We start from the raw sequence: 12811 nt of genomic DNA on the forward strand, positions 1-12811 counted from the left end.
CTCGATATCGGGAGTCTCGGAAGGAAGGGGGAGCTGGAACGTCCGTATCGCTCGCGAGGCGATGCGAAGTTTCTTTTACTTCACCCCGGAGGATCCGGGTAGATGAGTGACCGAGGCGGTCAAGCGCCGGACCGGGCCGAATCGTCGACTTCGGGACACGACACGGCTGATTCTCTCTCCCCGACGGCGTCGGATCGGACGGCCGCGGTCGCCGACGACGACCCGTCGTCCGGGCGGTTGGTGGTCGTCTGCGGGCTCCCCGGCGTCGGCAAGACGACCGTCGCCGAGCGGATCGCCGACCACGTCGACGGGCGGATCCGCCGGACCGACGTGATACGGAAGGAGCTGTTCCCCGACCCCGAGTACACCGACGCGGAGACGGAGGCGGTCTACGCCGAACTCCTCTCCCGCGCCCGCGACGACGTCGACGCCGGGGACGCGGTCGTCCTCGACGCGACGTTCGCGGACGACCGGTTCCGGGCGGCGGCCCGCGAGACCGCGGCCGAGTTCGACCTCGTCGAGGTCGCCTGCGACGAGGCCGTCGTCGAGCGCCGGATCGAGCGCCGAGACGGGATCAGCGACGCGGACTTCGAGATCCACCTCCACTTCAGGGAGCTGTTCGACGCGGTCGCGGGCGATCACGTCGTCGTCGACAACTCCGGAACGGAAGCGGAGACGTTCGCGCAGGTCGACGCCGCGTTCGCCGCCGACGCGTCCGCTGCGGAGGCGCTCGCTGAGGAGGCGACCGCTGAGGACGCGCCCGCCGACCGCGACGAGCGGTCCGCCGCGGTCACCGACGCGAAGTGAGACCGACGCGAACCGGGATCGGCGCGGGGCGGGAACGACGCGAACCGAGATCGCGGGGAGGTCCCGTCGTGCGAACAGATCGCGTGACGGACGCACACACGCGTCTCCAATCACTTATACGGGCGAACACACAACGGAAGGTATGAGCGAAGAATCCGGGCGGAAGAACCTCCGAATGCCCAACGACGACGAAGTGTTCGCCGTGGTGACGGAGCACCTCGGCGGCAACCACGTTCAGCTGCGCTGCGCCGACGGCAAGGAGCGGCTCGGCCGGATCCCCGGCCGGATGAAGTACCGCACGTGGATCAGCGAGGGCGACGTGGTGCTCGCCGAACCGTGGGACTGGCAGGACGAGAAGGCGAACGTCGAGTGGCGGTACGAGGACGAGGACGCCGACCAGCTCCGCCGCGAAGGCCACATTCAGTAACGGAAGTACACGCGACCGCGCCGCGTAGTCGTCGACCCGCTACCTGCGGCTCTCTCGTTACTCGAACACGGTCCGTTTGGACGTTCTCGCGCCCCATTACCCGGGTTTCGAACGCGGATCGCGACCGTACCGGCCCGCCCCGCATCGCGGCCGGACGGACGGCACGCATCTGTTCGGCCCAATATTGTGTACTTCATTCAAAACTATTATCACCGCGAAGCGCGTACGGGTGAGTATGAGTTCGACAGAAGCCACACCCGCCGAGCCGATCCAGCTGACCGACGCCGACGCGTTCGACGAACACGTCGCCGACGGCGTCGTCCTCGTCGACTTCCACGCCGACTGGTGCGGCCCGTGTCAGATGATGGAGCCGGCCGTCGAAGCCGTCGCGAGCGACACCGACGCGGCGGTGCTGAAGGTCGACGTCGACGACCACCAGGCGCTGGCCGGCGAGTACGGCGTCCAGGGGATCCCGACGCTGCTCGTGTTCTCGGACGGCGAACTCGTCGAACAGATGGTCGGCGCACAGACCGAGGAGGCCCTGACGGACGCGGTCACCGAACCGACCGCCTGAGTCGATTTGCGCCACCAACGATTCGCCGCCGAAACCGACACCGTGAGAACGATCGAACACGACGACGACGTATGACCCCGAGAGAGCTCCGCGCGGACGTCCCGGCCCTCGACGACGCGGCGTACTTCAACTTCGGCGCGCACGGTCCCAGCCCGGAGTACGTCGTCGAGGCGGCCGCGTCATTCATCGAGGACCACGAGTACGGCTCCGCGACGACCGACCCGTACGAACACGCCTTCGAGACGTACGAGGAGGTGCGCGAACGGATCGCGGCGTTCGTCGGCGCCGACCCCGAAGAAATCGCGCTGACCGAGAGCACGACAGACGGGATCACCCGCGTCGCGGGCGCGATCGACTGGGAGCCGGGCGACGTCGTCGTCCGGACCGACCTCGAACACCCGGCCGGCGTCCTCCCGTGGCAGCGGCTCGAACGCGAGGGCGTCGAGGTGCGCGTCCTCGGTACCGAGGACGGCCGCGTCGACCGCGAGGAGTACGCCGAGGCGGTCGCGGACGCGCGCCTCGTCTGCTTCAGCGCGATCACGTGGACCCACGGGACCCGGCTCCCGGTCGCCGACCTCGTCGAGGTCGCGAGCGACGCCGGCGCGTTCACCCTCGTCGACGCGGTCCAGTCGCCCGGGCAGGTCGCGATGGACGTGTGCGAGTGGGGCGCCGACGCGGTCGCGGCCGCCGGCCACAAGTGGACGCTCGGCCCGTGGGGATCCGGGTTCCTCTACGTCGACCGCGACGCCGCGGCCGACCTCGAGCCGCGCGCCGTCGGCTACCGGAGCGTCGAGGACCCGACCGGCGACGAGATCGAGTTCAAGCCGGCCGCGGGGCGCTTCGAGGTCGGGACGACCACCGCCGCGGCCCACGTCGGACTCGCCGAGGCGCTCGACGCGATCGACGCGGTCGGGCTGGACGCGATCGAGTCGCGGATCGAGTCGCTCACCGACCGCCTGAAGGCGGGCGTCCCCGACGACCGACTCCTCAGCCCGGAGGCGTACGAGTCCGGACTCGTCACGATCGACGTCGACGACCCGGAGGCGACCGTCGAGCGGCTCTCGGAGGCGGATATCGTCGTCCGGTCGCTGCCGCACCCGGACGGGGTCCGGGCCTCAGTTCACGCCGTCTCCTCTGAGGCGGAGATCGACCGACTCCTCGACGCGCTGGAGCCCGAGTGGTGAGTCGCGAGCGCCCCTGCCCCCGACCGCGGACAGCCCGACCGGACGCGTTTTAGCACTCGACGCACAAGACCGCACATGGGATTCCACACGTTCGACGCCGATCAGGCGGAGCGGTTGGAGCGTCCCGACCTCTATCGCTGGGTGTCCGCCGAGGAGGTCGTCGGCCCGTTCGCGACCGACGCGTTCGGCGTCCTCGCCGACCTCGGGAGCGGCACCGGATTTTACACCGACGACGTGGCGGCACGCGTCGAGACCGTCTACGGCGTCGACGTCCAGCCCGAGATGCACGACCGATACCGCGAGAAGGGGACGCCGGCGAACGTCGAACTCGTCGCGAGCGACGTCGCGGACCTCCCGTTCGCGGACGACGAACTCGACGGCGCGTTCTCGACGATGACCTACCACGAGTTCGCGAGTCCCGACGCGATCGCGGAGATCGCTCGGGTGCTTCGCGAAGACGGCCGGCTCGTCGTGTTCGACTGGTCGGCCGACGGCGAGGGGGACCACGGGCCGCCGGTCGACGAGCGCTTTACGGCGGGGGACGCGCGCGACGCGCTCGCCGACGCCGGGTTCGACGTGGCGCGCGCGGAGACGCGGACCGAGACGTTCGCACTCGTCGCGGGCGCGCCCTGAGTTTCGCGTTCGGTGCGTCCGAGAGACCGTTCCGGGAAACAGCGTTAGGTGCGTCCGGCGCCTACCGACCGTATGTCCGACCGAACCGGAACGGTACCCGCTCGCGCGACGACCGCGGCCGGCCGGATCGCGGCGACCGCTCTCACGCTCGCGCTCGCCGTCGTCGCGCTCGCGACGAGCCTCGTGGGCGCCGCGGCCGCCCACGTCGACTACGTCACGGAGGAGCCGGGCGAGACCGTCGACGCGCTCGGATTTCTCCTCGACGTGCTCGGCGACCCGATTAACGCGGCGATCCTCGGCGGGTCGGGGGTCGCACTCGCCGCCGTGATCGCCGGCTACCTGTGGCTGCGACCGACGGTCGTCGATGTGGTCGTCCTCCGCGAGACGCTGGCGGGGTACGGTGACCTGATCCCGTGGATGCTGCGACTTTCTGTCGGTCTCCCGCTCGTCGGCGCGGGGTTTCAGGGGTACCTGTTCGCGCCGACGCTCACCTTCGACCCGGCGGCGAACCCCGTTCTGCGCGTGTTCTTCATCGGACTCGGCTTCTGTCTCCTGTTCGGACTCGCGACCCGAATCGTCTCGATGCTCGGGCTGGCGGCGTTCGCGGCCGTCCTCGCCGCCGTCGACCCCGCGGTCGTCATCGCGATGGAGTACGTCCCCGTCCTCGCCGCCCTCGCGGTCCTCGGCGGCGGCCGCCCCAGCGCGGACGAGATGCTCCAGGCGCTCGCGACCACCGACGGGACCTACTACGGGCGGATCGACCCGGTCCACCACCTGAAGGGGTTCCTCGACGCCCGGGCGGCGCCGCTGCGCCGGTACGTCCCGACGGCACTGCGGGTCGGGATGGGCGTCAGCTTCGTCTACCTCGGGCTGATCCAGAAGCTCGCGGACCCGGGAAGCGGCCTGCTCGTGGTCGAGCGCTACGACCTCACGTCGGTCGTCCCCGTCGACCCCGGGCTGTGGGTCGTCGGCGCCGGTCTCGCGGAGACGGCGGTCGGCGTCGCCCTGATCGCCGGCTTCTTCACCCGCGGCGCGGCCGCCGTCTCCTTCGTGCTCTTCACGACGACGCTGTTCGGACTCCCCGACGACCCGGTCCTCGCTCACGTGGCGCTGTTCGGCCTCGCATCGGCCGTCTTCGCGCTCGGCGCCGGTCCGCTCTCCGTCGACCGGCTGATCGGTCGCCCCGCGCTCGGCGACGAGGAGCCGGTCGCGGCGGCGGACTGAGACCGCCCGCCCGCGCCGCGGTCGCGCGCCGCCGGACCGGGCGTCCGGTCCGGTCGACGGTTTTTAAGTCGCTCTCGCGCGGTGAGGCTGGTATGCGCGTCGACCTCGGCAATTCACTGGAGACGACACCGGGACTCACGACGGAGACGCTGGACAGACTCGACGGCCGCGTCGCGGCCGCACACGAACGGATAACGGCGGGGATGGCCGACGACGAGTTCGGCTACGCCGCCCTGAATCTGCCCCAGACCGCGGACCCGGACGAGATCTACGCCGCGGTCGACGGGTTCGACCGTCCGGAGGCGGTGCTGACGGTCGGTATCGGCGGGAGCGCGCTGGGCGCGGCGACGCTGTCGAAGGCGTTAGAGAGCGACGTGGACGCGTACGTCCTCGACAACGTCGACCCCGACGACACCCGGGCCCTCCTCGCCGACCTCCCGCTCGACGACACCGTCGTCAACGTGGTCTCGAAGTCGGGGACGACCGCGGAGACGCTCGCGAACTTCCTCGTCGTCCGCGAGGCGATGACCGAAGCCGGCGTCGACTGGACCGAACGGACCCTCGTCACCACGGGCGAGTCGGGGAACCTCCGCGACCTCGCGGACCGCCACGGACTCCCCTCGCTTCCGGTTCCCGACGGGGTCCCGGGGCGCTTCTCGGCGCTGTCGACGGTCGGTCTCCCGGTCGCCGCGCTCCAAGGCCACGACGTGGAGTCGGTCCTCGCGGGCGGCCGCGACGGGATGGAGCGCCTGTCGGGGTCGCTGTACGAGTCGCCCGCCTACGCCTACGGCGCGGCGACGTACGCGCTCGCGGAGCGCGGCGCGCGCACCAACGCCGTGATGCCGTACGCCGAGTCGCTGGAGACGTTCGCGGAGTGGTTCGCCCAGCTGTGGGCCGAGAGCCTCGGGAAGGACGGACTCGGGCAGACCCCCGTCCGCGCGCTCGGCGCGACGGACCAGCACTCCCAGCTCCAGCTGTACCGCGCCGGCCCGCCGGACAAGCTGGTGACGCTCGTGCGCCCGACCGAGCGCGCCGACGTGCCGATCCCCGAGACGGACCTCGACGGGCTGGCGTACCTCGGCGGCTCGTCGCTCGGCGGGCTGCTCGACGCCGAGTTCGAGGCGACCGAGGCGAGCCTCGCGGCCGCCGGCGTCCCCAACGTGCGCGTCGAGATCGACCGCGTCGACGAGCGGTCGCTCGGCGAGCTGCTCTACGGGATGGAGGCGGCCTGCGTGCTGTACGGGGAGCTTGCGAGCGTCTCGACGTTCACGCAGCCCGCGGTCGAGTGGGGGAAGAAGGCGGCCCGCGGGTTACTCGGTGGCGGGGACTTCGCGGAGGCGGACGCGGTCGACGAGAAGCGCGAGCTACGGGTCGACTGACGCCGCGGCCGACGAGCCGCGGGACCGGAGTCGGCGGGCCGTGAATCCGGGACCGGCGATCCCCTTCCGGTGCGCCTAAACCCCCGTGCGTCGTACGGCCGACGATGAGCGACGATCCCCTCGCGGCCGCCATCGGCGAGCGGCTGTTCCGCGTCACGAGCGCGCTGTTCGCGATCGTGTTCGCGCTGCTCGTCGCGAGCGCCATCACTCAGCCGGGGGCGGATCTGGCCGCCACTCTCGGACTGGTGACGGACGGGTCGACCGGCTACCAGCTGATCCGGACGGTGCTCCAGTTCGTCGGGTTCGCGCTCGCGGTCGCGGGGTACCTCGCGATCACCGACGAGTGGGAGCTCGCCCGGTTCTCGCGGCCGGACCGCCGCGAGGCGGCGATCATCGTCGGCGGCGGCGTCCTCCTCTTCGCGTTCCAGTACGGCGCCCTCTTCGCGCTCGATCAGGTCGGGCTCTCGACCGGACAGAACCAGGCGGTCGTCCCCGCCGGCGACCCCGTCCCGTACTACCTCGCGATGATCGCGGTGTCGCTCGCGGTGGTCGGACCCGTAGAGGAGCTGCTGTTCCGCGGCGTGGTTCAGGGGGGGATCCGGCGCGCGTTCGACGCGGTCCCCGCGGTGCTGGTCGCGAGCCTCGCGTTCGGACTGATCCACCTCCCGGCAGTCTCCGGAACGCTCGTCGAACAGTGGGCGTACGTCGGCGTCGTCGTCGTCCTCGGCTCGGTCCTCGGCGCGCTCTACGAGTGGACGGACAACGTGCTGGTCCCGGGGCTGGTCCACGGCATCTACAACGCGGTCACCTACGTGGTGTTGCTGGCGCAGGCGGTCTGAGTCCGGACAACGCTGTTCTCGACGAGTGCTCTCCTCCGGGGTGGCGCGTGCCGGTGAGCGGCCGCCGAAGGCGGTCGCGAATCGCACGCGCGAGGGAGTCGCGAACGGAGTGAGCGACGAGGCTGGGGAGGCGTGAGGTGCGGTCCCGTGAGCGATCGGGGAGAGCGAGCGGGAGTACGGAAGTCGCAGCCCGCGCAGCGAAGCGAGCAGGAACAGGGCAAGACCGGAGGTCTCGCCCTTGCTCACGGGTGGAACCGCGTGACGGTCTTCCGGCGGTCGCGGTGCGGGACGGGACGCAAAGGGGCGGGGGCTTTGACGGCGTTCGCCGTCGATCCGCATTCGATTATTTGGCTCTGTTGAAACCCGATTCTTCAAACAAAATATCGTCTGAAACAGTCGGTCGCCGAGAAGTGCGAATTGAATGACCATGCCACCAACATCTATATTAATATGAAAAAAGTATGAATAGGTATGCCCGAACACAAACGGAAAGTCGGAGATCGGGGGCAGGTGACGATTCCGAAGGAACTGCGGGACCGTCGTGGAATTAAAGGCGGTGACGAAGTTGAATTCGTCGAAGTGAATAACGAGATCGTAATCAAACCGCCGACAGATGAAGAACGGCTTGCTGAAGGATATCGAAAGAGGGCCGAGCGGTCTCGTGAGTTGGCTGAAGAAATGGAAGAAGCATCCGCAGAAGCAACCGAGCATCTCGGTGACGCACCCGGCTGGAGCGAGTGAATTCCGGAGTCAAGTGTGCAGGTACGCCGCGGCGACATTGTCATCGTTGAACTGAATCCCACGAAAGGGAGTGAGCAGCACGGAAAGAGCCGGCCCTGTGTTGTCATCCAGAACGATGTTGGGAATCAGTACGCACCGACAACCATCATCGCTCCGTTCACAACGCAGTACACGTCTGGCGACACGTACCCGTTCGAGGTGGAAGTACTGGCTTCGGATACTGCCCTCGATCACGATTCAGTGGCAGATCTCAGTCAAATCCGGGTTGTCGACATCGACGAGCGTGTGAAAAAGAACATTGGATCTGTCCCGTCATCGGATATGGTAAAAATCGACTCGGCAATCAAAGATAGCCTCGGCATTTGAGCGAAAGTTCCGGCAGTGTATCGTCTGTATTGACCACAACCGGCGCAGAATGTCTCATCGACTGGGGATTTCAACAGAGCCGACTATGTACAAGAGAGCAGAAAGAGATTTGACGGAGTTTCTCGCGGAGCTATCGGGATTCAAGTTAAAACGACCGACGGCTGGTCAGTACGTCTCTTTACCCCACCGGAGGTCGTCGTACGTCGCCTGCTGGTCGCTGCCGAGGCGCTCTTCGAACTTCCGGCGGAGCGCCGCCTTCTCGGCCGCCGAGATGCGCGCCAGCTCGTCCGCCTTCGAGACCGGCTCCGGCGGGCCGCGCGTCGCCGCCACCTCGGCGACGACCTGTCGGGTGAGCCGCTCGCGGGTCGCCTCGTCGCGGGTGAACGCGTACGGCGCCTCCAGCTTGTAGGTCACGTCGGTCCGCGGGTCGTAGACGACCATGAACGTCGGCTCGTACAGCTCCGGGTCGAGTTCGCGCTCGACGCCGAGCGCGTCGCCGTCGGCGGCCATCGGCGCGTCCGCGCCGCCGCGGCTGCGGAACCAGGTGGTGAAGGTGAGGTCGTCGTCGAGGCGGGCGCCGCAGTCGGCGTCGCGGTCGTCGTCGATGAACTCTCCACCGGCGTCCCCGTCCGGCTCGCGACGCTCCAGCAGCCGGGTGAACAGCGCGGTGTCGTCGGGCCACGGCGACTCGACGCCGGCGCGAGAGAGCGCCCGGACCGCGGTGGTGCTCGCGGGGTTCTTCACGAAGCCGGCGAGCGGCACGTCGCGCTCGACGAACCGCTCGACGAGGCGGACGTACTTCTCGATCACCGCGCGGGGCTTCGCCTCGCGGGCGAGCGCGCCGAGTTCGGGATCACGGTCGGCCCAGGTGAACAGCTCCTTCGGGTAGATGGGGCCGTCGAGAACGAGCAGGTCGTCGACGCGGTCGGCGTGGTCGAGCGCGTGGGTCCCCTCCGCGAGGTACAGGGCGAGCGCGTGGACGACCCGCTCCGCGTAGCGGTTCACCCGCGGGACGTGGAGCACGCGCTGGCGGGTGTGGCCCTCGTCGCGGCGGGTCCACTCGCTGTCGAAGCCCGCGGTCGAGTCGCCCGCGTGGACGGTCGCGACGATGGTCCGGTCGCGGTGGAGGTCCAGATCGGTCGGCGAACTCGCCATGGCCGCGTGCGCTACGTCGACGACCAGCCCGTTCTTGAACGTCGTGGGGTTGATCGTCCCCGAGTCGAGCCCGTGGACCGTCTCGAACGGGCGCTCGGCGAGCGCCACGTCGTCGATGGCGGCCCGGCGGCGCTCGTGGTCGCCGAGCGCCTCGACCACGACCCGGCCCTCGCGGCGGAGTTCGGGGAGCCACTCGCGCCACACGCGCTCGGCGAGGTCGTCGTGGTCCGTCGCGTCCACGTCGCCGCCGATGCCGTACGCGAGCTGGGCGATGTTCTCGACGTGGATCGGATCGAGCGTCACGACCGTACCGCGGACCGGGCCGGTATAAAAACCGTCGGCCGCGCGGTCGACGATTCCGCCGTTCGGCGGAGGTCGTGGCTCGAGAGACCGGAGCTATCCGATAGCCGAACGGGTTCGACTGTTATCGAAGAACCAGCAAATACGTCGGTTAACATCGGTCGCAGGGAGACAGCCGGCCATGGTTTATTAGACCGTCTCCCGGCGCTAAACGACGGTATCAACGATAATACTCGGAGGCGATGTGCTTTTATGACATACGACAATCGTCGCGTATGGCAGAGACTGCGACCGGCGCCGACGCGGGTGGATCGGGTGGGCTGACGGAGAGCGTACGGGAGGTGATCCGGTACATCCCCGACGGCACCTCGATGCCGGAGGAGATGTGGCGGCCGCGACACCGGAACATCCTGCTTTTGACCGTGATACAGGTGCCGCTGTTGATCGCTATGGGGCTGTACAGCGGGACCGAATCGATCACGGGGGCGCAGATCCCGGCGGCGCCGCCGTGGATGCTCGGCGCGTTCGTCGCCGTCATCCTCGGCACCGCCGCGCTGGCGAACTGGTCGCGGCTCGGCCGCCGCCAGCGGACGGTGCTCACGGCGTTCAGCCTCATGACCGTCTCGATGGCGCTGGTGAAGCTGTCGGGCGGGTACATCGAGGCGCACTTCAGCTTCTTCGTGTTCGTCGGGGTGCTCGCGCTGTACGAGGACTGGCTCCCGTTCGCCGTCGGCGTCGCGTACGTGGGAGTCGGCCACGTGGCGTTCAGCCTCATCGACTCCAGTCTCGTCTACAACCACACCGCGGCGATCGAGAACCCGGTGGTCTGGGGCGGCATTCACGCGTTCTTCGTCCTCGGACTCGTCGGCGCGCTGATGGTCAACTGGTACTCGATCGAGAAGTCGCGCGAGGCGGCGCGCGAGCAGCTCGAACTGGCCGAACGGAAGCAGGCGGAGATACAGGACGTCGAGGCGGCGAAGGCGGAGGTCGAGAAGCGTCGCGAGGAGGTCGAGCGCCTGAACAGCCACCTGGAGACGAAGGCGGACGACTACAGCGCCGCGATGGACCGGGCGGCCGACGGCGACCTCACGGTTCGGCTCGACGCCGACAGCGAGAGCGAGGCGATGGCGCAGATCGGCGCCGCGTTCAACGGGATGATGGACGACATCGACGCGGCGATGGGCGAGGTCCGGTCGTTCGCTCAGGAGGTGTCGACCGCGAGCGAGAACACGGTCAGCGGCGTCGAGACCGCGAGCGACCGGAGCGAGGCCGTCAGCCAGTCCGTCGGCGAGATCGCCGAGGGCGCCGACGAGCAGCGCGAGATGCTCCGACAGGTGTCCGACGAGATGAACGACCTCTCGGCGACGATCGAGGAGGTCGCCTCCTCGACGCAGACGGTCGTCGAGGTCGCGGAGCAGACCGCCGACATCGCGGACGACGGAGAAGCGACCGCCGAGACCGCGATCGACCGCGTCGAGGAGTCCCGCGAGGCGCTCGACTCCGCGGCGGAGACCGTCCAGCAGCTCGACGACCGGATGGAGGACATCGGCGAGATCGTCGACCTCATCGGCGACATCGCCGAGCAGACGAACCTGCTCGCCTTGAACGCCAACATCGAGGCCGCCCGCGCCGGCGGGAGCGGCGGCGGGAGCGACGGGTTCGCCGTCGTGGCCGACGAGGTGAAACAGCTCGCGGAGGAGACGCAAGACGCCGCCACGGAGATCGAAGAGCTGATCGGTGACACGCAGTCGCAGACCGAGGGGACCGTGAAAGCGGTCCGGGGCGCCGAGGAGAACATCGCGGCGGGGGCCGAGGCCGTCGAAGACGCCGCGGACGCGTTCTCGCAGGTGTCGGACAACGCGAAGGAGACCGACGAGGGGATCCGGGAGATCAGCCGCGCCACCGACGACCAGGCGGCCAGCACGGAGGAGACCGTCTCGATGGCCGAGGAGGTCGCGGAGATCAGTCAGGCGACCGCGGACGAGGCCGACGCGGTCGCCGAGGCCGCCGACGAGCAGCTGACCGCGATGAACGAGGCGACGACGGAGGCCGGATCGCTCGCCGAGCAGGCGGAGCGGCTCGGCTCGCTCGTCCGCGACTTCGACGTCTCCGGCGACGACGTCGACCCCGCCGCCGGTGCCGGCCCGAACGTCGCTGTCGGCGACGGCGGACAGCCGAAATAGCCGTCAGCGACCCGAAAACGGCTTTTTTGTGGCTCGGCGGCTCCCACCGGTCATCGGGTGTGTGGACCGTCTCCGACCGCTTCCAGAACCGCCAGCGCGCGCTTCACCTGCGCGCCGTCCTCGACGAACACCAGCGTCCGCGGCGGGCGCACCGCCTTCGGGCGGACGCGGAGGTCGGCCTCGGTCGCCGCGGTCGCGGCCGTCTCGGGGGCGCCGATCGCCTCGATCCGCGCGCGGTCCGGCTGGACGTACACCTCGGCGATCGGCTCCATCGCCTCCCCGTCGTTGTCCGGCGTCTCGCGGGCGATCCGGTACGCCAGCGCGCCGTCGGTCGTCGCCTCAACGTCCGGGTCGGCGTCGACGACGGTTAGGCCGCGGAGCCGGCTCTCGTTGCCCGTCACCTCGGAGGCGAGGAGCTGGGCGATCCGGACGCCGTCGGCGAGGCGGTCCGTGACCATCTCAGGCCGCCCCCGGGTCGTCGGTCGTCTCCTCCGCGTCGTCCGCGCCGCTCGTCTCCTCCGCGTCGGTCGCTTCGTCTCCCGCCTCGGCCGCGAGCTCCTCGCGCACGTCGGCGGCGAGGCGCTCGACCGCGGCCCCCTGCTCCCGGGCGTAGAGGACCGCGGCGGCCTCGATGGTGACCGCCAGCGCGCGCTGGCGCTCGTTGATCGCGGCGACCGCGCGCTGCTTCTCGACGCCCGCGGCGACGATGGCGTCGAGCGCGCTCTCGAAGGTGGACTGCTCGCGGAGGACCGACTCGTCCGGGGTGAACCCCTCGGGGACGGTCACCTCCGCCGGGTCGAACTGCGGAACCAGATCGCCGTCCTCGGAGGCCAACAGCCCGCGGCCGACGGCGACGTCGACGAGCCGCTTCGCCTGGTCGGGGGAGAACCACTCCCGTTCCAGCGACAGCGCGACGACGAACTCCCCCTGCCCGAGCCGGTCTTGGGCCCGGGTCTTGAACGGGGCGGCGACGGCGACCTCCAGACTCATGTGCGACTG

At 69.5% G+C, this 12811-nt stretch carries 14 protein-coding genes; 11 read left to right on the forward strand and 3 right to left on the reverse strand.

The window, feature by feature from the left end; translation table 11 throughout:
- The first annotated feature begins 102 nt into the window (after window positions 1-102).
- From J2744_RS04070 to J2744_RS04115, 10 genes are all read left to right on the forward strand, one after another.
- On the forward strand, window positions 103-807 hold the full coding sequence (locus J2744_RS04070) for an AAA family ATPase (protein WP_209544863.1): 705 nt from the start codon (window positions 103-105) through the stop codon (window positions 805-807).
- 142 nt (window positions 808-949) lie between these two features.
- Window positions 950-1234, forward strand: a complete 285-nt coding sequence (locus J2744_RS04075) for a translation initiation factor eIF-1A (protein WP_137688795.1) — start codon at window positions 950-952, stop codon at window positions 1232-1234.
- A gap of 235 nt (window positions 1235-1469) precedes the next feature.
- On the forward strand, window positions 1470-1808 hold the full coding sequence (gene trxA / locus J2744_RS04080) for a thioredoxin (RefSeq protein ID WP_209544865.1): 339 nt from the start codon (window positions 1470-1472) through the stop codon (window positions 1806-1808).
- Between the two features lie 71 nt (window positions 1809-1879).
- On the forward strand, window positions 1880-2992 hold the full coding sequence (locus tag J2744_RS04085) for an aminotransferase class V-fold PLP-dependent enzyme (RefSeq protein ID WP_209544867.1): 1113 nt from the start codon (window positions 1880-1882) through the stop codon (window positions 2990-2992).
- A 75-nt stretch (window positions 2993-3067) separates the two neighbouring features.
- Window positions 3068-3625: a class I SAM-dependent methyltransferase gene (locus J2744_RS04090; protein WP_209544870.1), complete on the forward strand. Its 558-nt coding sequence runs from the start codon at window positions 3068-3070 to the stop codon at window positions 3623-3625.
- A gap of 126 nt (window positions 3626-3751) precedes the next feature.
- The gene (locus tag J2744_RS04095; RefSeq protein ID WP_321169784.1) at window positions 3752-4849 is read left to right on the forward strand and encodes a DoxX family protein; all 1098 of its coding nucleotides are present in this window, start codon (window positions 3752-3754) and stop codon (window positions 4847-4849) included.
- 92 nt (window positions 4850-4941) lie between these two features.
- Complete coding sequence (locus tag J2744_RS04100; protein WP_209544874.1) at window positions 4942-6228, forward strand: glucose-6-phosphate isomerase; 1287 nt, start codon at window positions 4942-4944, stop codon at window positions 6226-6228.
- Between the two features lie 104 nt (window positions 6229-6332).
- On the forward strand, window positions 6333-7067 hold the full coding sequence (locus tag J2744_RS04105) for a CPBP family intramembrane glutamic endopeptidase (RefSeq protein WP_209544876.1): 735 nt from the start codon (window positions 6333-6335) through the stop codon (window positions 7065-7067).
- 471 nt (window positions 7068-7538) lie between these two features.
- A complete protein-coding gene (locus tag J2744_RS04110; RefSeq protein WP_209544878.1) occupies window positions 7539-7808 on the forward strand; it encodes an AbrB/MazE/SpoVT family DNA-binding domain-containing protein in 270 nt (89 codons plus the stop codon).
- A gap of 15 nt (window positions 7809-7823) precedes the next feature.
- Window positions 7824-8174 (forward strand): type II toxin-antitoxin system PemK/MazF family toxin, encoded by a 351-nt coding sequence (locus J2744_RS04115; protein ID WP_209544880.1) that lies wholly within the window; start codon window positions 7824-7826, stop codon window positions 8172-8174.
- 165 nt (window positions 8175-8339) lie between these two features.
- Here the strand turns inward: J2744_RS04115 and J2744_RS04120 are convergent, their stop codons facing one another.
- Window positions 8340-9632, reverse strand: a complete 1293-nt coding sequence (locus J2744_RS04120) for a DNA double-strand break repair nuclease NurA (RefSeq protein WP_209544882.1) — start codon at window positions 9630-9632, stop codon at window positions 8340-8342.
- A 272-nt stretch (window positions 9633-9904) separates the two neighbouring features.
- Between J2744_RS04120 and J2744_RS04125 the strand changes: the two genes are divergently transcribed.
- Window positions 9905-11812: a methyl-accepting chemotaxis protein gene (locus J2744_RS04125; protein ID WP_209544884.1), complete on the forward strand. Its 1908-nt coding sequence runs from the start codon at window positions 9905-9907 to the stop codon at window positions 11810-11812.
- 50 nt (window positions 11813-11862) lie between these two features.
- On the opposite strand, the gene J2744_RS04130 is transcribed toward J2744_RS04125, so the two are convergent.
- Both J2744_RS04130 and J2744_RS04135 read right to left on the reverse strand, forming a co-directional pair.
- Window positions 11863-12270, reverse strand: coding sequence for a hypothetical protein (locus tag J2744_RS04130; RefSeq protein ID WP_209544887.1), 408 nt, complete (start codon window positions 12268-12270; stop codon window positions 11863-11865).
- Between the two features lies 1 nt (window position 12271).
- Window positions 12272-12802, reverse strand: coding sequence for a DUF2240 family protein (locus tag J2744_RS04135; protein ID WP_209544889.1), 531 nt, complete (start codon window positions 12800-12802; stop codon window positions 12272-12274).
- Window positions 12803-12811: the final 9 nt, after the last annotated feature.

Origin of the sequence: Halorubrum trapanicum (assembly GCF_017873555.1) — an archaeon.
GTDB lineage: Archaea > Halobacteriota > Halobacteria > Halobacteriales > Haloferacaceae > Halorubrum > Halorubrum trapanicum.